11 protein-coding genes are annotated in these 19,878 nt (G+C 75.1%); all 11 read right to left on the bottom strand.

Translation table 11 applies throughout. From position 1 onward, the window contains the following. Positions 1-75: 75 nt before the first annotated feature. Positions 76-2,163 (bottom strand): hypothetical protein, encoded by a 2,088-nt coding sequence (locus ACWD4O_RS19150; protein WP_451281163.1) that lies wholly within the window; start codon positions 2,161-2,163, stop codon positions 76-78. Next, positions 2,160-3,254, bottom strand: coding sequence for a TRAFAC clade GTPase domain-containing protein (locus tag ACWD4O_RS19155; protein WP_451281164.1), 1,095 nt, complete (start codon positions 3,252-3,254; stop codon positions 2,160-2,162). The genes ACWD4O_RS19150 and ACWD4O_RS19155 overlap by 4 nt, the downstream gene beginning before the upstream one ends. Continuing rightward, positions 3,251-4,345 carry a hypothetical protein gene (locus tag ACWD4O_RS19160; RefSeq protein ID WP_451281166.1) on the bottom strand — a complete coding sequence of 365 codons (1,095 nt, stop codon included), beginning with the start codon at positions 4,343-4,345 and terminating at the stop codon, positions 3,251-3,253. The genes ACWD4O_RS19155 and ACWD4O_RS19160 overlap by 4 nt, the downstream gene beginning before the upstream one ends. Then, positions 4,339-6,993 carry a hypothetical protein gene (locus tag ACWD4O_RS19165; protein ID WP_451281167.1) on the bottom strand — a complete coding sequence of 885 codons (2,655 nt, stop codon included), beginning with the start codon at positions 6,991-6,993 and terminating at the stop codon, positions 4,339-4,341. Before ACWD4O_RS19165 ends, ACWD4O_RS19160 begins: the two co-directional genes overlap by 7 nt. Further along, on the bottom strand, positions 6,990-10,712 hold the full coding sequence (locus ACWD4O_RS19170; RefSeq protein WP_451281168.1) for a tubulin-like doman-containing protein: 3,723 nt from the start codon (positions 10,710-10,712) through the stop codon (positions 6,990-6,992). Before ACWD4O_RS19170 ends, ACWD4O_RS19165 begins: the two co-directional genes overlap by 4 nt. A gap of 137 nt (positions 10,713-10,849) precedes the next feature. Then, positions 10,850-13,273, bottom strand: a complete 2,424-nt coding sequence (locus ACWD4O_RS19175) for a choice-of-anchor X domain-containing protein (RefSeq protein ID WP_451281170.1) — start codon at positions 13,271-13,273, stop codon at positions 10,850-10,852. Positions 13,274-13,368: 95 nt separating this feature from the next. Then, positions 13,369-13,863 (bottom strand): Pycsar system effector family protein, encoded by a 495-nt coding sequence (locus ACWD4O_RS19180; protein ID WP_451281172.1) that lies wholly within the window; start codon positions 13,861-13,863, stop codon positions 13,369-13,371. Further along, the gene (locus tag ACWD4O_RS19185; RefSeq protein ID WP_451281173.1) at positions 13,853-15,184 is read right to left on the bottom strand and encodes a hypothetical protein; all 1,332 of its coding nucleotides are present in this window, start codon (positions 15,182-15,184) and stop codon (positions 13,853-13,855) included. Before ACWD4O_RS19185 ends, ACWD4O_RS19180 begins: the two co-directional genes overlap by 11 nt. Beyond that, positions 15,181-18,030: a hypothetical protein gene (locus tag ACWD4O_RS19190; protein ID WP_451281175.1), complete on the bottom strand. Its 2,850-nt coding sequence runs from the start codon at positions 18,028-18,030 to the stop codon at positions 15,181-15,183. The genes ACWD4O_RS19185 and ACWD4O_RS19190 overlap by 4 nt, the downstream gene beginning before the upstream one ends. Then, positions 18,027-18,827, bottom strand: a complete 801-nt coding sequence (locus tag ACWD4O_RS19195) for a hypothetical protein (RefSeq protein ID WP_451281177.1) — start codon at positions 18,825-18,827, stop codon at positions 18,027-18,029. The genes ACWD4O_RS19190 and ACWD4O_RS19195 overlap by 4 nt, the downstream gene beginning before the upstream one ends. Before the next feature lie 267 nt (positions 18,828-19,094). Further along, complete coding sequence (locus tag ACWD4O_RS19200; RefSeq protein WP_451281179.1) at positions 19,095-19,865, bottom strand: Crp/Fnr family transcriptional regulator; 771 nt, start codon at positions 19,863-19,865, stop codon at positions 19,095-19,097. Positions 19,866-19,878 lie beyond the last annotated feature (13 nt).

Raw genomic sequence — 19,878 nt, forward strand, 5'->3', positions numbered from 1 at the left:
GATGCCTCGGGAGCGTAGGAACCCGGTGTGCAGAAGAAGTGGACCCCCTCTGACCTGCCCCTCGGGCCTGCCTGCTCAGGCCGGCCACTCGGGGTCGGTGACGCACAGACCGTGGTGTTTGTACAACCCTCGCACGGCCACCCGCAACGCGGTGTGGGGCAGCTCGGGCACTCCGGCGGGCCAGTCCCGGACGAGGATGTCCTGCAGGAGTTGGCGGTCGACGAACTCCTCCGACGCCGCCAGCTGGGCGAGGAAGTTGTTCAGCGTGGGCAGCAGCTGTGCGGCCCTGGGCGCGACCAGCCAGTGCAGCAGCCACAGGGCCACCTGGACCGCCCGGGTGTCCATGCCTTCCTCGACGGCAGGGTCGACGTGCCGGGGCCGGGGCCGCAGCAGCAGACGTTCGTAGAGCAGGCTCCTGCACAGTTCGCCCATCTCCGCGTCCGTGTAGTCACGCTCCCCCAGCGTGGCCAGGACCAGGTTCTGGGCCTGGCAGTTCAGCCGCGCCCCCAGGATGTCCACGAGGTCGGTCAGCGTCGCCTCGTTCAGGAGCCTGTTCTTCAGGTTTTTGCGCAGCTCGTCGGCGTGCGGGGGGTGCGGCTCCATCAGCTGTCTCACCAGTTCCTTGCGGACCCTGTGCTCCATCGGCGGCCTCGCCTTGAGGCGCTTCTTGGGCTTCGGCTGCGGAAGGACGTCCAGGAAGGGGATGTCGAACGCCTCCTCCAGGATCGCCGCACGCTCGTGCTGCGACAGCCGCGGGCCGTCCTGCCGGTAGGAGTCCGCGGCGCCGACGGCGGGCGGGCGTTCGGGCCGCGGCGGGACGGCCACGGTGGGCGCTGTGTTCGTCGGTGCGGCGGGGACCGGCGTTGGAGGAGGAGGCGGTGGTGGCTCCGTGGGCGGCACCACCGTCGGGCTGACGGGCACGGCGGGTGCGACGCTCGGCCAGGAGTCTTCGCGTGGGTCCGGCGGCGTAGTGGCCGTCTCGGGGCCGCCCGGGTCGCCGATCTCCGGGTGCGGGCTCTCGCGGTGTGGGCTCTCGCTGCGGGCCGGAGTGTCGCGTCGTTCCGGCTTCGGCTCTGCCGTCGGCGCGGGCTCGGTCCAGAGGTGTTCATCGACCCAGAGGCCTGGCTCGTCCTCGCCGGGGTTCACGTCCGGAGGGGAGGGGACGGGGGCTACCGCCGACGGGACCGGTGGGCGGGGGTGGAGGCGGGGGTGGCGGAGGTGGCCTGTCAGGGCGCCTTCGATGACGTCGTAGCGGTCCTCCTCCGGGAGGGACGCCGCGTCGGGGACGCGTTGCAGGGGGCGTCGGTACTCGTCCTGGGAGCGGGTGGTGAGCCAGTTGCGGTAGTGGGTGACCAGCAGCTCCGCGAGCTCGACCGCGCGGTCCCGGTCGGTGTCGGTGAGCTTGATGCGGCGCAGGTCGTTGTCCTGGGTGTGGGAGCGGCGCCAGTCCGGGACGAAGACCACGCGGTGCGGATGAGCGTCCGAGGTGTCGTAGGTGGCGTACGTCCAGCCGTCGTTGCCCAGCCAGTTGCCGAAGATGTCGCACAGGGCCCACAGGGCCGACAGCGCGGGGTCGGGGGGCGCTTCGTCGGTCTCGGCGCGCTCGCCGCGGGCGGCGTCGGCGGCCGACTCCAGTTCGCCGACGAGGGCCGACACGCGCCCGGCCGGGGTCCGCAGCAGCTCGGCGACCAGACGGACCAGCGGTTCCTGGATGAACAGGACGCCGTCCTTCAGGGGGCCCTGTCGCCGGTCCGCCAGCTCCTGGACGGCCTTGAGGTCCATGCGCGGGATCGAGCCCCGGGCCTCGTCGAGCCAGCCGTCCTCCTTCCAGGGCCCGGAGCCGAGGGCCAGGCAGAGGCGGGCGGTCAGGGTGGCGGCCGGCGCCATGAGGGCGTGGCACACGGTGTTGTCGCGGCTGATGCCGTCCGTGTCGGGCATCCTGCGCAGCAGGACCGCCCGGTCGCCGTGGATCAGCCGCACCACGCTGGTGCGCCCGCCGCCGCCCTTCACCCGCAGCACGGAGCCGCGCTGTTCCACGAGGTCGCGTGCGATGCGTTCGTCGCAGGAGTAGGCGACCGCGGTGATGCCGGCGCCGCGCGTGGGGCCCCGGTTGCCCGCCCACCGGAACACCATCTGGTCGACCACGCCGATCCCGTCGCTCACATCCCCACCTCGGCGGGACCGTCGGCGCCGGTGTCGGCGATCATGCCGCACATCGAGAGCACGGAGACCAGCGGTTCGAGGACGCGGCGCGGCCGGACCCCGTGCACGAAGCGGTCGTCGCGGTACTGGCTGCCGGTCGCGGAGGCGAAGTGCAGGGTGCAGCGCAGCACGGTGTCGAACGGCCGGACCCAGGCGGGTCCCGCGTAGTGGCGCAGGAACGCGTAGGCGTCGCAGCTCTCGGCGCGGAAGCCGGCGGCGGAGACCTGGGGCATGGCCGGTCGGGACAGCCAGCGGTCGACCGGTGGTTCGAAGCGCAGCAGATCGCACTTGTTGATCACCACGGCCGCGGCGACCCCGAGATAGGTGCCGTTGCGGGGCAGCCGGTCCAGGACGGTCTGGAAGGCCGGGTCGCCGCCGCGGGTGTAGTGGAACGCGCCGCGCAGCGGGTCGAGTTGGGCGTGCGGCAGGGCGCGCAGCGGATCGACGACGAAGATCAGCGCGTCCACGCCGAGCATGAAGCGCAGCAGGGCGTCGGTGCGCCGCAGGTCCTCGCCGCTGAGGTCGAAGAAGGCGAGCGGACGGGTTCTGCCGTCGGCGCCGGTGAGCAGCAGTGCCTCCTCGAAGGTGGCGGAGGTCTCCAGCTGCGGGGTGTGCTCCAGCATCCGGCCCGAGCGGAGCACGTCGACCTGTTCCTCCATGAACTCGCGGTGGTCCTGCGGGTTCACGGACTGCCAGGTGATGCCGTAGGGCTCCAGGCCGCCGTCGGTGATCTCGCCGATCATCTGGGTGAGCAGGTGGGTCTTGCCGGTCGCGGAGTCGCCGACCATGGCAACGGTGAGCGGGCTGCCGTTGGTGAGGTAGGGGACGGGGATGTAGTGCGGGGTGACGCCGTCGGTGTTGCGGCAGCGCTGGTAGGCGGAGCGCAGGGTGTCGGCCCGGCGCAGCGGGCTGGTCTGGCCGCTCAGGTCGAGGGTCTGGTACTGCTGGCGCTCGTCGCGGACGAACAGATGGCGGTCGTCGTAGGAGACGACCTCCAGGCAGTAGGGGCAGAGCATGTCGCGGCCGGTCGTGCCGGCGGTGAACGGGCTCATCGGTAGCCACCCCTCTCGGTGCCTGCGGTCTCGGGATCGTGGACGGTGCTGCCGCCGTAGAGCCAGGTGCTCGTGGCCTCGCCGGTGTCGGCGGGCGGCCGGGGTTCGCCGCGCCAGGGCGGCTCCGAGGGCGGTGCGGACGGCGGTGCGGACGGCGGTGGCGGGAGCGGGGCGCGGCGCAGGGAGGAGCGTTTGCGGCGCATCGCGGCGTCGAAGTCGCGCCGGTAGGGGTCGAGCGGGTCGGGCTGGGCGGCGGCCGGGAAGTCGGCTCCGGCGCCGGGCATGAGGAGTTGCAGCAGCGTTCCGGGCAGCGGCCGGTCGGTGGCGTGGGGCGCGAAGACCGGGGCGAGGGTCTGGGCGAGGGAGGGGTGCGCGGGGAGGTCGGCGGAGGGGCCGTCGGGATGTCCGGGGCGTCCGGTGACCAGTTGGTGCATGATCTGTCCCACGCTCCACAGGGCGTCGCGCGCGTCGGTCAGGCCCTCGCCGTGCCGCTGTTCGGGGGCGGCGTAGGGCGGGATGCCGTACGGCCTGCGGGGGCGGCCGAGGTGGGTGACGGAGCCGAGGTCCCAGAGCTGGATGCCATGGTCGTCCCAGCGCACGGCGGCCGGGACGAGGCCCTGGTGGACCAGTCCCACGGCCTCCATGAGCCGTACGGCGAGGACGAGATCGCGCTCGATGACGCGCTGCTGGCTGGTGGAGACGCCCTGGGCGAGGGCGGCGACCGAGCGGCCGCGGGGGGCCGCGTAGACGATGAAGGGTTCGGCGGCGTTGATGTCGTAGCCGATGGGTACCGGGAAGAGTCCGCTGTAGCGGGTTCCGGAGTAGGCGCGGTGCACGGTCAGGACGGCCGCGGTCTCCGCCTCGATGGCGGTCTGCGCCGTCTCGTTGCCCGACTCGGCCTCGGGCAGCCGCACCTGGAGGCCGGTCCGCTCGTCCTCGAACTGCACGCGCCGGCCGACCGCGGGCGGGCGGACCAGGCGCGGCAGGTCGGGTCCGAAGCGGGCCTTGACCCGCAGCGGGGCGCCCTGCGGGGAGATCATGCTCAGCTCCTCGAACTCGCCGCCGGCTCGGGCGTTGTCGTCGTTCACCATGAGGGTCCCCCACTGTCGCCGTGCGACATCCGGCTGTCCGCCTTGTCGTCGTCCGCGGCCCGCACACGGATCCGTACCGTCTCGACCGCCCCCGGGCGCAGGGCGGTCAGTCTGATCGCGCCGACGAAACGGCCGGACGACATCCAGACGGCGTCGTCGGGCGCGGGCGCCGGGGCGGTGCCCAGCGCGGTGCGTACCGCCCGCGGTGCGAAGCGGATGAGGTGCATGGCTGCCGGGTCCCGGCTGAGCAGCGGCAGTTGGGCCGTCGAGCACAGCGAGCGCAGCCGGTCGGCGGCCTCGGGGGTCAGCGCGTCCCGCAGGGGCCGCAGGCCGCTGCCGAGCAGGGCCATGGCGTCGCCGCGGCGGCGGCCGTGCCGGGCGAAGGGGGGCACGGCCATCACCCCGCAGCGTTCGAGGTGGCGGCGGGCGGTGCCGAATCCGTCGCGGACGGCCTGCGCGAGGGTGTCGGCGGGCCGGTGCGCGGTCGAGGCCGGTCCGGCGGCGCCCCAGAACCGGCGGAGGGCGTCGACGGTGGCGTCCGCGAGGTCGGCCACCAGCGTCGTCAGCAGCTCGGGGCCGCCGTCGGCGGCGGTGTGCACCAGCCAGCGCGGTGCGTCGGGGGACGCGGGACGGCCGTCGGCGTCGGCTTCCGGCGGCTCGTAAGAGGGCGGTGGCTTGTCGAAGGCGGGGTGTTTGCGCCGGGGCACGTCGTCCCAGGGGCCTTGGTCGGCGGGGCGCTCGCTCCAGGGGTCCTCGGACCAGTCCTCGTCCGACCAGGTGTCGGCGGGCCAGCCGTCGCCGGTCCGGGCCGCGCGGGCGGGGCCGTCCTGGGGCGGATACGCGTCGGCGGCGGACCGGCCGGGGACGGTCGGGGGGTGCGCGGTCCGGCTGCCGTGCGCTTCGGCGGCGCTGCGGCGCAGGACGACGGCGAGGGCGCGGGCGGAGTCGGCGCACCGGGTGCGTTCGTCGGCGGCCCACCACTGCCGGCGCATCGCGTCGGCCAGGACGGCGTCGACCCCGTGCAGGCCCTGGTGCAACACGGCGAGGCCGGTGCCCTCGCACCATTCGTCCACGGCCCGCACCCAGTCGGAGCAGACCATCAGCAGACAGGCCGAGGCGGCCACCGCCGCGCCGATCCCCCCGATCCACAGGGGCGGTTCCAGGAGCCGCCCGAGGAGGAACCCGCCGGTGGCGCCGAGGGCGACGGCCAGGGTGCGGGGTCCGGCGGCGTGGCGGATCGGGCCGCGCACGGCCGGGGCGGGGCGGCGGCCGGCGGCCAGCGCGCCGCCCGCCAGCAGCACCAGGACCGGCGCCACGGCCAGCAGGATGCCCGGCCAACGGCCCAGCCCGGCCAGGGCGATGAGCGCCGCGAGCCCGGCGAGCCGTCCGGGTCCGGCGGAGGCGAAGCCGAAGGGGTGGGAGACGCTGACCCGGCCGGGCAGCTCGGTCGGGCAGCGCCGGTCGAGGCGGGCGGCCAGGCCGGCGGCCGGCACCGTGGCGACCTGTTCGGACAGCGAGGTGAGCCGGCCGGCCACCGTGTGCAGGGCCAGGCCCCGGGAGAGCAGGCCGACGGCGAACGCGCCGAGTTCCTCCTCGGCGGCCCGCTCGGGCCGCGCCGTGGAGCGCGCGCCGGCCGGCGGGGTGACCCCCAGCCGGTCGAGGAGGGCCGCGGACTCGGCGGGCGGGATGCCGGGCGCCCCGCTCTCGCGCAGCACGCGGGCGACGACGTCGCGGTAGCGGCGCAGGCCGCGGGAGGCGTCCTCGACGGCCCGGGGCAGGGCCTGCGCGGCGGCCTTGCCGGTGAGCAGCGCGAGCGGCCGGGCGAGGTCGGACCAGGCCGTGTCGGCGGCGTCCATGGCCCGGACGCAGGCGTCGCGTTCCGCGGCGACCGGCCCGTCGGGGCGCAGCATCCGCTCCGCGGGGGCGGCGGCGCCGTCCGGCAGCAGTTCGGCCAGGGCCCTGGGCAGGTCCTCGGGTGCGGGGGCGGCCTCGACGGCGGTGGCCTGTGCGGCCGGATCGCCGGCGAACCGGGCCAGGGCCGCGTGCCAGGCCCGGTCGCGGGCCTCGGCGGGCAGGTCGTAGGCGAGGACGTGGGCGGAGAGCGCGGCGGTGGCGGAGGGGCAGCGCAGGGCTTTGTCCAGCACCTCGTCGAACAGCTCGGGCGGGCGCAGCAGTTCGACCAGCAGGGCGACGGCCGCCTCGCGCTCGGCGGTCCGGCGTCCGACGGAGCGCCGGTCCGGCTCCTGCGCTCCGCAGCTCGGGTCGGAGACCCACAGGACGGCGGCGCCGGCCGTGCCGAGCACGGTGGGCAGCCGCAGTCGGCGGCCCGCCCCGGGCGGGTCGGTCGCGCCGCCCGGTTCGGCCGCGGCGGGGGGCACGTCGCCGACTGCGACGCACAGCACCTGTGGGGCCGACGGGGCCGGGTGGCCGATGACGCGTTCGTAGGCGGCGGTGTGGGCGGTCAGGCCGACGGCGGTGTCCAGGATCAGCAGGCGCAGCGGTCCGGGCCCGCCGAGGCCGGCCCGGGCGAGCTGTTCCTGCACGGTCCGCTCGGCGGCGTCCGGATCGGCGGGGCGGCCCGGCGGCGGCCGCAGGTCGAGTACGCGGACGCCGTCGGCGTCGGCGTCGCCGGGCCTCAGGTCTGTCACCGCGGGTCTCCCTTCCAGGGATCGTGCTCGCCCGCGTCGTTCCAGTCGTCCTGGCCGTCGCTGTCGGCGATCCCCCAGGGTGTCGAGGGGTCGGCGCCGGGCCAGGGCGGGTCGGCGGGGGCGCGGTCCGGGTAGGGCGGGTAGCCGACGGGCTGCTCGGAGACGGGGACCGTACGGCCCGCGGTGGGCACCTGCGTCGGTCCGAGGGGGCCGCCGTGCTGCTCCGGGCGGGCGGCTTCGGGGCCGGGCCAGGGGGGCGGGGCTCCTTCGGCCCCGGCGCCGCCCGGCGGCGGGCCCGGTTCGTGGGCTGCCGTGCCCGTCGCCGCGGCGGGCCACCAGGGCGTGCCGTTCGTCGGCCCGTCCGAGGCCGCCGCGGCGGGCCTGCGGGACGGGTCGCCGTTGGCCGCGCCGGGCCAGGGGGGTGCGCCGCCCGGTGTCTCGGCGGGGACGGGGCGGTGCCACGGGTCCGGGGGCGCGGGCGCGGGTCCGCCGCCGGGCAGCGGCGAGTGGTCGGGCGGGCCGGCGGCCGGCGCCTCGCCGGGGCGTGCGCGCCGGGGCGGGGCCGGGGGCTGGGGCTGCGGGGCGCCGGGGGGTCCGCCGATCCGGGTCCACTCCTCCAGCGCGCGCAGCGTGGACTGGACGGCGCGCTCCTCGTTGGGGAACGCGAGGTCGAGAGCGCCGGGCAGCGACCGGGACCAGAACTCGCGCAGCGGGCGCAGCCATTCGGCGATCCGGCCGCCGTACATCCGCTCCCGCTCGGCCAGCAGCTCGAGCTGACGCGGCGCGACTTCGTGGACGAGCTTGAGGTAGAGGGGCGACGGGCGGCTGCCGGAGGTGGCGAGATTGCTGGGGAGGGTGTTCATCAGGACCCGGCAGTAGTCCTCGACGATGGCGTCCTCCTCCAGCAGCGCCCAGCGCTCGTAGGCGCGCAGCAGGCTCGCCCAGCTGGACACGCCGTCGCGGTGGTCGTCGAGGCGGAGGGTGAGGCCGGGGGCCTCGGGGCCCATCTCGTCGTGCAGGCGCAGGGTGACGCGCTGCGGGGACGCGGGGTCGCCCTGGATGTCGACGCGGCCGTTCCAGATGACGCACAGCAGCCGCTGGAGGATGTGCCGGCGGTCGTCGGGGGTGCAGGCCAGCCAGTCGTCCTGGTAGCCGAGCCGTTGGCGCCAGCGCAGGACGTCGTCGTCGCGGCGGTCCTCCTGGGCGCGGGCCCACTGCCGCATGACCTCGCGGGCGCCGGGCACCTCGGTGAGGCTCATCTCGCTGCGGAACAGCACGACCGTGATCGAGTCCGTGTCCACGGGCCGGAAGACGATGCTGCGGCGGCCCTTGGGCAGGTGGAGGGCCTTCTCCAGGTAGTCCTCCACCGCGGTCCGGCCGCCGAGGGCGCTGGGGTAGGTGATGAGGATCTTCAGGGGGCCGTTGCCCTCGGGGGTGAAGCCGGCCGGGAGCAGGCCGGCCAGTTTGTAGGTGAACTGCTCCAGCGCGGGCTTGCTGACGCTGCGGGCGGCCTGGCCGTCGCCGACGGCCGCGGACAGGAGCGTGCCCATGCTGGGCAGCAGGGGCTGGGCCCGCTGCTGGGCGCCGGGCTCGGCGAACAGCTGCTCGACCCGCTTCTGCAGGACGGTCTTGACCTCCGAGACGGCGGCGGCCGGGTTGCGGCGGCCGGCGGTGAAGGCGGCCTCCCAGCGGTCGGCCGAGACCAGATGGGTCAGCAGGTCGGCCTCGTCGCCGCCGCGGCCGAGCTGGGCGCTCTCCACGAGACGGTCGATCAGGTCCTCGTAGAAGTCGCGCAGGCTGTTCTGCGGGGGCAGCAGGTAGGAGACGCCGGCCCGGTCGCCGTACAGCTCCTTCAATCCGGCGGCCCAGGCTCGCGGTTCCTCCTCCAGGTGTTTGTCGAAGGCCTCGGCGAGCTGGCCGATGTCGTGCCGCAGGTCCTCCGCCGAGCGGCGCCAGCGCGGTTCCTGTTCGTCCCAGGCGCGGTGCCAGATGTCCTTGGCCCGCCACTCGTACCAGCGGTCCTGCTCGTCGAGGGCGGCGCGGACCTCCTCGTCGCCCCAGCGTGCCCGTGACAGACCGCCGGCCCGGCGGTGGATGCGGGGCACGGACGGCGGCTGCACGTCGACGCCGGGCGGGCGGGCCGGTTCCTGACGGCGGTTCTCCAGCATCCCGAGGAAGCCGAGGCCGACGGCGCCGGTCTGGCCGGGCACGCCCTTGACGACCGCCTCCAGGCTCAACAGGTCGACCCTGCGCAGCAGTTGCTCGGCGGCCACCCGCGGCACGAAGGCGTCCGCCAGCGCGGGCGCCTGCCGCTTGAGGCGGGTCTCCAGGTCGCCGAGGAGCCGCTGCATCTCCTCCAGCCGGTCGCGCAGCGCCTGCTGGATCTCCGAGGTCCCCTTGGGCACCGGGTCCGGGTCGGGCACGGGCAGCGCCTCCCGCCGCCACACGGGCGCGATGCCGGCGGCGGTGAACATCTCCTGGACCAGGGCGCGGACGTCCAGGGAGGTGTGGGACGCGGTGTCGGTGAGCCGGCGGACGGCCAGGGCGAGCATCCGGGCCGCGACCAGTTCGGCGAGTTCGTCGAGCGGGGAGGTCATGGCGGCGACCAGGCTGGTGGAGATGCCCCGGTGGCCGATGCCGGTGGCGGAGCGGGTGCGGCGGTCCACCTCGGCGTTGATGAAGTTGGAGGAGAATGTCTGGTCGTCGTGGTCGGTGCCCCTGGCCGATTCGCCCAGGTCGGTGCCGATCAGCGACATCACCAGGGAGACCATGGAGCGGCGCAGGTCGTCGGGGCGGATGCCCGCGGTGGGGCTGAACAGGAACGCCGTCGGGACGGTGCCGGTGCGCAGCCGCACCGGGTGCATCTGCGGGTAGCGCATGGCCGTCGGGTCGGGTCGGCCGGTGTCCCCCAGGTTGGCCTTGGGGTCCGGCACGTTCTGCTCGTCCACCAGCCGGGACAGGTCCACCACGGCCCGGGCGGCGTTGAGTTCGGCCCGGCGGCCGCCGCCCTTGCCCGGCGGGAACGCCTTGGGCATGACGACCAGCGGGTACACCCGGGCGGACAGCCGCTTCTCCTTGAAGACCTGCCCGATCAGGTACAGATAGTCCAGGAAGATCCCGGCGCCGGTGCCGCCCGCCACGGAGAACGCGACGAAGACGTCGCAGCCGTTGAGGGGTCCGCCGCCCAGCTCGCTGAGTTCGCCGCCGGACAGCCCGATCGCGTCGATCGCCCGGCGCAGCGGGTCGAGCACCGGCGCCGGGCCGTCGCGCAGGGTGGCGAACAGCGCGGCGCGGCCGACGGTGGGCAGCTGTCCCGCGCCGCTGCGCAGCGGGGTGACCTTGGGTTCGTCGTCCACCGGCGGCAGCCAGCCGGCCACCTCGGTGCGGAGCACGGCCCGGAGCATCTGGGTGACCTCGGGCGAGCTGTCGAACTCGGCGGGCAGCAGGTCGTGGGTGGCGCGCGCGGTGCGGGAGTACGCCTGCCGCACCGCCGGGTCGGCGCTGAGGTGGGGCAGTTTGGCGAGTTCGGCCTCGCTGTAGTCGGCGTACACGAACTGGACGCAGTCGGGCAGTTGGTGCGGGAGCCGGCGGCCGTCCCCGGTGAGGGCGGTGCCGTCGGGCCCGCAGAGTTCGGCGCGCAGACGGCGTTCGAGCTCGGCCCCTACCAGGCCGCCCGTGCCGCCCAGGCCGACGAACAGCATCGGCTGGAAAATCTTCATCGGTGCGATCCCCTCTGCCCGGGCGGCGGCTTGCGGCCCGGCAGCGTGTCCGTGTGGCCCGGCCCTCCGGGGCGGGCCGGTGGTGTGAGGTGTGCGCGACGGCGGGGCCGCGGTGGTGTCCGGGCCCCGCCGTCCGGTCACAGATCGGGGTCGTAGGCGTCGCCTCCGGCGGCGGGCACCCGGGTGGTGTCGTCGTGGACGGTGCGCGCGCCGCTCTGCCCGGACGCGTCCTGGCGCGGCCCCGGCGTCGTACGGCCCGGACTGCCGGGCCGGGTGGGCCGGTCGGCGCGGGTGAGCCCCGGGAGCGCCAGGCGGGGCAGGCGCAGGCCGGCGCCGAGCGTGGGTCGCCGGACGCGGCCGCGGGCCGAGTCGACCTTCAACCGCAGCCCGCCGGTGAGGGGCGTCGTCCTGCCGTAGGCGACCGCGATGGCGGAGGTCTCGGGGGTCCGCAGCCGGGCCATGCGCTGGGCGTCCCGCCGTACGGCGAACCGGCCCTGCCGGTCCGGCACCAGCCGGGGGTCGGTGCCGCTGCCGGCGACCACGCCGAAGCGGTACTCGGGGCCGTCCGTCCGCACCTGGATGGTGCTGACGGGCCGTTCGCCCTGTCCGTCCTCGTCCGGGACGAGGAGGGTGAGGACCAGTCCGCGCACGTTGTGGACGCGTTTGCGTTCGAGCAGCTGCCAGCCGGTGACGGCGGTCGCGGCGGCCAGCAGCAGGCCGAGGGCCAGCAGCAGGACCCAGTGTTCCTCGGGCCAGCTCGGCGGCGGAGTCACCCGCAGGGTCAGCAGCCGGGCGTCCAGGACGCGTGCGGGCTGCCCGGTGTCGTACACCACGATCTTGGCCGAGAGCCGGCCGGGACCGACGTCGGTCCCGACGCGCACCTCGGCGCGCACGGTCCGGGTCTGCCCCGGCTCGAGGCGTACACGGGCCGGGGTGACGGTGAGGTCGCCCCGCGAGCTGTCCTCCAGGATCAGGTGCAGGACGCGTGCCGAGGCGGAGTCGTCGGACGCCTTGAGGGTCAGCGGCACGCTGTCGCCCGGGTGCAGGGTGGCGTCGGAGACGCCGAGATGGGCCTGCACCTGCGCGTTGACCCCGGCCACTCCGGTGACGAACGGCCGGTGGTCGGCGGTGAGTCCGACGGCGGTGAGCACGCCGGTCACCTTCAGCCGGTCCTTCGCCGTCCGCGGGACGGTGACCGTGCCGGTGAACCGGCCGTCGCCCGCGCGTGCGTCCTCGCCGCGCCCGTCGTCGGCGAGCGGCACGCCCTGGGGGGTGAAGCCGGTGCCGTCGAGGGTGGCCGAGACCTTCAGCACTTCGAGGTCGGCCGGGTCGCTGACCGGCCGGTCGTTCCACGTCTGGAGCTGGAGGCCGACGGTGGCCTGCTCGCCGGGGCGCGGGGAGGCGGGCGTCATGACGATCGACGAGCGCAGCGCGCCGCGCCACTGCACGCCCACGCTGGCCAGCTGGTCGCGATGGCCCTCCGGCGCGCTCAGGTCCACCGTCCAGGTGCCGGGGCGCGGGGCGACGATGCGCAGCGACTCCACTTCCTGGTCGGCGCCGGTGAGCCGGTAGGAGGACACGCCGTCGTCGCGGGTGCCGTCGATCTCCTCGCCGTCCGGGGCCAGGATGCGCACCTTCACCGCCGGGTCGCCCTTGGACACCACGATGGTGGCCAGGGTGGCCAGCGGCGAGATCCGCAGCTTGAACTCGGCCGGCGGAGTGTCCTGGTGGGTGGGACCGGAGATGAGGCAGCGCGCGCTGGCGAACGCCTTCTGGACGGCCGCGCCCAGCGCGGCGGAGTCCGCGACGACCCGGGAGGCCGGTTTCGCCTGCGGCAGGTCGACGCAGGCGCCCTGGTAGCCGCCGGCCGCCATGGCGCGCAGGGCGTCCGGGTCGGGCGAGCCGAAGCCGAGCGGCCAGATCTGCACCTTGGCCTGCCTGGCCTCGGCGAGGGCCCGCTGGAGCTCCCGCTCGCCGTTGGCCTTCCTGCTCTCCTCGTCCGCGCCGTAGGCGGGGCTGTCCGAGACGTCCAGGACGCCGTCGGTGAGCAGGAAGAGGATCCGTGGGCCGGTGACCGACCCCTCGGAGAGACGGGCGATGCCCTGCCGGACGGCGGCCGGGAAGTCGGTGCCGGTGCCCTCGCCCTTGCCCCGCCGGTCGAGCTTTCCGACACAGGCGGCGATCTTCTCGCGGGCCACCTCGGTGAGGGCGGTGGTCGGGCACACCTCGTCGACGGCCTGCTGTGCGTCGTTGTCGGCGCTGGCGAAGCCGAGCACGGTCAGCCGCGAGCCGCTGGATATCTCGCCGAGCGCGATGCGCTGTGCGGCGTCCCGTTCGCGTTCCACGTCGTCGGCGCTCAGGCTGTTCGACTCGTCGACCGCCACGGCCAGGTTGATCGGGTCCGGCGCGGCCGGAGCGGCGGCCCGGCCCGCGTCGGCGGCGCCGGGCGCCGGACCGGCGGCGCCGATCAGCAGCGCCGCCGTGATCAGCGCGGCCGCCGCCCGGGCACGCGTACGCGCGGTGGAGCGGCGCGCACGAAAAGGTCTCGAACATTTGCCCATATACCGGACATCACTGTTGGATGGATTCCCCACGTTCCCCACGCTTCCCACTTCGCCTTCCGATTCGGTCCCGGACCCTGTCCAGGACCGGATGATCAACCGACCAGCAACCCGACCGTGGCGCACACCAGCCCCGTGAGCGCCGAGAGGATCCCCCACCGGATCCACCGGTACTTCGCGGCGAGGATGGCGCTGACGTCGACCGCCTGGGTCAGCAGCCAGACCACCGGATCCCGGCCCGCCCGGGCCGCCTCCGTTCTGATCCCCTCGATGCCGTCGTCCCGGTGGAGGGCCAGGACGTCGGCGTAGTAGGTGAGCCCCGGGCCGCTGCGCCGGGTGCCGCTGCGCGGCAGGACGGCGTGGACCAGCGCGCCGACGCCGGTCAGCCATCCGGCGACCGCGAGGGCGAACAGCACCGGCGCGGTGTTCGTACGCCAGTGCGGCAGCCCGGTGATGCCCAGGAGCAGCGTGGGCAGCGCGATCACCAGCGTGAGCAGGAAGGACGCCTTGGCGTCGGCGCGTCCCGCGTCCTCCCGGATCACCGCCAGCAGCCGTGCCGCCACGAACTGCGCCTCGCCCTCACCGGCCATCGCCGTCCGGCCCTTCCGGAGCGGCGTTCCAGTAGTCGTCGTCGCGTCGCCGCCGCCGGGTGCCGTCCGGCGGGGACGGCTCCGGGGCGTACGGTTCCGGCCGGTACGGTTCCGGACGGTGCGGCTCGGGCCGGTGCGGCTCGGGCTGGTACGCCTCGGGCCGGTGCGCCTCGGGCTGGTACGCCTCGGGCTGGTATTCCTCGGGCTGGTGCGGCTCGGGCTGGTACGGCTGCGGCCGGTGCGGCTCCGGGCGGTGCGGCTCGGGCTGGTACGGCTGCGGCCGGTACGTCGGCGGTTCGTGCGGGTCCGGGGCGTGGGACTCCGGCACGTCGGACCTCGGCCATGGCACGGCGTCCTCGGGCTCCGGCTCACGGCGGGCGCGGGGCGGGGGCTGCGGCATCGGGAGCTCCCTCGGCGGCGGCACGAAGGGGCCGGGAACCGCGGGGCCGGGCACGGCGGGGGGTGCGTAGCCACCCTGGGTCAGGGAGGCGAGCACCCTGGTCCGCAGGAACGCCTCCAGCTCGGGGCTGGTGATCCGGCCCTGTTCCAGCATGCGGAGGAAGAACTCCTGCGTCTCGCGCCGGCCTTGGGCCTCGTCCTCCCGCATCATGGCGATGACGTCGGCCACGTCCTCCCGGTCGCCCATGGCCATCAGATAGGTGAGCCGGCCCTCCGCCGACCCCGTCGGCAGATGGGCGAACTCCTCCAGCCGGCGGGCCACCGCGTCCCGCTGCGCGGCCTCCTCACGCGCCTCGGCGACCTGGCGCTTGCGCATCTCGTCGGTGTCCACCTCGACGAACAGCCGGGTGTGCAGGCCCACATCGGCCCCGAAGTCGGCCCAGCGGTCGGTCTCGATCTCCGCCAGGATGGCCTGGTTGGCCCGCTGCACGTCCTCCACCGCGAACAGGCCGGAGACCTGCCGCAGCCGGGAGACGATCTCCGGGCCCAGGTCGCTCTCGATGTCGGCCAGGCGCACATGGGCGACCCGTTGACAGTCCGTCACCTCCCAGCGCAGGGTGACCTTCGTCGGGAAGAAGGTGGCCCCGTTCGCCGTCGGCAGGTCGACGGTGAAGACGGTGGTGTGCCGTCCGCGGGCTATCTCGCAGACGCTGACCGGACGGGCCCAGTAGCGCCGGGGCACGAGGTGCTCCGTGCCCTGCGAGGTGACCAGGCTGCAGCCGCCGCCGTCGTAGTAGACGATCGAGGCGATCTCGGCACTCGTGTGCTGGAACTTGGCTCCCTGCAACACCCGTTCACGCAGATAGGGCCCGGTGACGGTGTCCGGTAGACCGGTCGGCTCCGGCTGCGGTTCGTCGCTCACTGCTGTCCCTCTCCTCGGCCGCGCAGGCCTGCCCCCACCGCGTCGAGCACATGGCCGACGAAGCGTTCGTCCATCGGCTCTCCCGGGTCGGCGGCCATCGCCTCCAGGACCCAGCCGAGCCGCTGCCAGTCCCGCTCCTCACGGACGAGGAGGGGGAGGAACCACACGAGCGCCCGCAGCAGTTCGCCGTCCACCGCATCCGTCGCATCCGTCGCGTCCGCCACAACCGCCGTAGCCGCCGCGGCCGCCGTCGGCGCCGCGTCCTGTTCCGCCGCGCGCAGCCACGAGGACAGTCCGTCGAGGGCGCGCTCGCCCGAGAGATGACTGTCGAAGACCCGCCAGAGCAGTCCGGCCAGCGGACCGGCCGCCGCCGGCACCGTGACGGCGATCGCGAGCACCAGCGGCCAGTCGCGCAGCCGGCCCAGCTCCGCGTCGACGGCCGCGACGTCCGCCCGGGGCACGGCCGGACGGCCCGGGACCGTCCGCCACAGGCCGGGCAGACGGACGGCCGGGGACGCCCGGCCCGCCGACGACGCCGCACCCACCCGGCCGGGGCGTCGAGGAGTACGGGCCTCACCGGCGGTTTCTGTCCGGGCTTCCGGGTCGGCGGGTTCGCCGCCGTCGCCGTCACCGCCGTCACCGCCGTCCGCGTCGGGGCTCTCGGGCTCCCAGTAGTCGTCGCCGACGGCCGTGCACAGCCGTACCCCGGTCAGCAGGGCGAGGTCACGGCGGTCTCCGGCGGCTTCGGCCGCCCATTCGCCCAGCAGCGTCAGCGCCTCGGCGGCCCTGCTGCCCGCGGCCAGCCGGGCCAGGGCGTAGGAGGCGACCTGGAGGTGCCTGCCCTCGTCCCTGCTGCCGAGGCGGCCGAGCAGTTCCACCGCGGTGCGGGTGTCGGGCTCGACCCGGCCGTGGCCGAGGGTCAGGGCGGCCGTCCAGCGCAGGCCCGCGTCGTCGGCGTGCGCCCACTCCTCGACGACGGCCCGGACCGCCGTCCGATAGGGCTCGCGGCGCGCTGCCTGGTCCAGGGCGGTGGCGGCGGCGTACCGCCTGCGGGTGGAGCGCGCGGAGGCGAGCGGGGCCACCAGCTCGACGAAGCCGTACCCGGGGTCGGCGGTGCACAGTTCGCCGGCCACCAGGGCGGCGCGGACCCAGACCTGCGGCCGGGGGTCGTCGGCGAGCGCACGCAGCCAGCGGACGACGGGCGCGCGGGCCGCGTGGTGGCTCTGCCACACCTCGGCGAGGACCGCGCCGGCGAAGGCGTCCCCCTGGTAGCGGACGGTGCGCACCGGCAGCGGCACCCCGGCCAGGCTCTCGTCCTCGGTCTTCCCGAACTCGGCACGAGCGGCGGCAAGAAGGCCGTCCCAGTCCTCGGCGAAGACCGGACGTCCGGGCTCCTTGCCGGGCGTCCGGGCGGTCAGCAGTTCCCGGGCCAGCAGGTCGGCCGCGTCGGCGACCGAGCTGAAGGCCTCGCCGTCCAGGACCGCCAGGGCCACCCGGAACGCGGCCTGCCGCAGCAGGGCGTGGGTCGCCTCCTCGGTCGTCGCCTCCGCCTCCCTGCCCCCGGCGAACCAGGACCGGACCTGGGCGCGCGCCACCTCGCCGCAGCGGTCCAGGAGCCGGTCCCTGGTCAGTGCACCGCGCAGGTGCCGTACGACCAGCGCCGCCAGGGCGTCGGTCTCGGCGGGACGGAGATCGTCGAGCGCGATCCCCAGCGCCTGGCGCAGCAGCGGGTGGCGCAGGATCCGCTCGCCCTTGTCGAGGGCGTCCGGGCCCGCTTCCGCTTCGACGGCCGCGAGGCGTCGCAGCAGGTGCCAGGAGAGCAGTTCGGCAGCGGGCGCCGCCGGGCAGCGCAGGGCGTGGCGCCCGGTCAGCAGGGCGCCGGCCGGGGTGGACGGGGAGGCGACCAGCACGGCGTACGCGTCCCGCCGGGCCAGGGCGGCGGCCAGGGCACCCAGATGCGCCTCGCTCGGCGCGGTCCAGTCGCCCGGGGTGTCGGGCAGCTGGAGGACGAACCCCCCGCCGGGGGCCACTCGGGCGGCGACGGTGGCGGGGTCGCGGAGGATGTGGTCCAGCGACGAGGCGTCCAGGCGGGTCACCTGGCCGGGAGCGAGGTCGGCGTCCTCGCCCGGGGCGTCGTCCTCCTCGTGGGTGTCGTCGGCCGGCTTGTTCCGGGCCTGCTGGCGGACGTCCCTGGTCAGCTCCTCCAGCAGGCACAGCGCGGTGGTCCGGCGTCCGGTGCCGGGCGGCGCCACGACCACGAGCACCCTGCGCTCGCGCAGCACCTCCTTGAGCGTCTGGTAGCCGTCGGGAGCGCAGTAGCTCCGGCTGAGTCGGACGAGTTCGTCCTCCGGCACCTCGCCGAGGACGGCGGAGCCGGCGTCGCCCGCGCCCAGGTAAACGTTGCCGAAGTGCGCGTGGCCGAAGCTGGTGCGGTCGAACACGCTGCTGTTGCCGCGAACGGTGAACCGGGCCCGCCCTTCGGACCGGGACCGGTTGACGGCCCGCGAGCCGCCGGTTGCGCCGTCGGCCGCGACGGGATCCTGCATGGCCTCCCTGAAGCGCTCGCCCTCCCGCCGCTGCTTCTCCTCCCACTCCGCCCGGGCCCGCCGGGCGGCGGCGTCGTCCTTGTCGTCGGCTTTCTCGTTGACCTTGTCCTGGGCGTTGGCGTCGGCTCTGTCCCTGGCGTTCGCCTTGTCCTTGAGGTGGGCCTTGGCGTCGGCCTTGTCCTCGGGGTCGCCGGACACCCGGTCCCGCTCGCCTCGGGCCCGGTCGGCAGGTTGTGGCTGCGGCGGCTGCGCGGCGCCGACGTCCGCGGGCGGCGCTCCGGCGAGGCCCTCCGGGCTCACCTGGTCGCTCCGTCGCCGGTTCCGCGTCCCCCGAAGTGCGTCGGCCCGTGCAGCACGGAGTCGGTGACGACATAGCTGTCGCCGTCGACGTCGATGTCGAACCGGCCTCCCGCGCCGCCGGCACCTCCCGCGCCCTCGGGGCGGTCGGGCTCCGGCGCCCGGCTCGCCCGGGACGGCGCGGCTTCGACATCGGCATCGGCATCGGCATCGGCATCGGCACCCTTGCCCGCGAACCCCTCGTCGCCCGGCACCACGGGGCGCGGCTCGCCCGGGATGTGGAACCAGGCGGTCGTCGGGCCCTCCTTGAGGGTGACGGGCGCCGCGCGGTAGGCGGGGGGCTCGATGAAGCGGCCGCCGTGCCTGACCACGTCCTGGTACAGCCGCTCGGTGACCACGCAGACCAGTTCCCGCCCGGAGCGCTCCAGCACCGCCCGGGTGGCCTCGGCGTCGGCGAGTCGGCAGACCAGGTCCATCGCCTCGCCGGCGAGGCCGTTGTCGTCCTGTGCCACCGGGCCGACGTGCATGGCGACCCGCAGGGCCAGCGGCCGGCTCCGCTCCTCGTTCAGGGGTCTCAGCCCCTGGTGGACCTCGGCCAGCCAGGACCCGATCAGCCGGGCCGGCGGCACCCTCGCGTCGAGGGCGGCGATGAAGCCGTCGCCCCGGTCCTCCCGGTGGATCAGCGCCGGGCCGACCCCCACGGCGTGGAAGGCCTTGTCGGTCAGTTCGTAGACGTCCCGGCGCATGCGCAGTTTCGCGCCATCGCGCAGACCCCCCGATCCCCGGACGTCCACACTCATCAAGAACTTGTAGATAGCACTGCCCGCCACCCGCATCGCCCCCCGTGCTGCGTGAATGGGCATCAGCATTCCGGAATCCGGAGGGGCTGGATGTAGCCGTTTACACATTGCGATGCTCGAGCGGGAGCATGCCGGGAAGCGTGCGCCCCAGGCGCACGAAGTCATCCCTTTTTCACCACTTCACGCCCCCCAAAAGAGACATAAAGCAGCACACTGTGCACGCATTTCATCACCTTGCGTGACGGGCGAGGATCACTTCGGGGATCTTCAGGAATCCAGGCTCGCGCCGGCCGCGAGGAGTTCCAGGACGGTCCGGTCCAGGATCTCGATCCTGCGCGGCCGGGTCCGCACCACACCGGCGTCCCGCAGGGGCCGCAGCGCCTTCGCGACGGCCTCGCGGGTCGCCCCGACGGCGTCGGCGAGGTCGTGCTGCGCCAGATCGACCGGCAGCACCCCGCCCGCACCCTCGTCCGAGCCCGTACCCGTGCCCGCGCCCGTGCCCGTACCCGTGCCGACGCCCGTGCCACCGCCCGCCGTTCCGCCGCCCCGCAGGGAGAGTTCGGCGAGTTCCAGCAGCCGGGCCGCGAGGCGTTGCAGGACCGTCAGCGAGACGAGCGAACGGCGTTCCTCGTCCGCGCCGCGCAGCCGGGCCGCGAGTTGGGCCATCACCAGGCCGCCGGCCTGGGGGTGGGCGGTGATGAAGCGGCGGAAGCGGTCGCTCGCCATGACCACCGCGCGCACCTGCCCCAGCGCGGTCACGGTGGCGCTGCGCGGCGAGCCGTCGACCATCGCCATCTCCCCCACCAGTTCACCCGGCCCGCGCAGGGCCAGCAGCAGCCGGTAGGAGCTGCGGCCGGTGCGCATCGAGACGGCCGACCAGCCGTCGAGAAGGACGACGACATGCCGGCCGGGCTCGCTCTCCAGCATCAGATGCTCGCCCGGGGCGAAGGGGCGCTCCGCACCCTGCCGCAGCAGGTCCTCGCGCAGCGGTCGGGCCAGCGCGTACAGAAAGGGCTCGGTGCGGTTCGTCAGCGCCATCCGGGCCTCCTCC

The organism is Streptomyces sp. NPDC002623 (assembly GCF_053592635.1).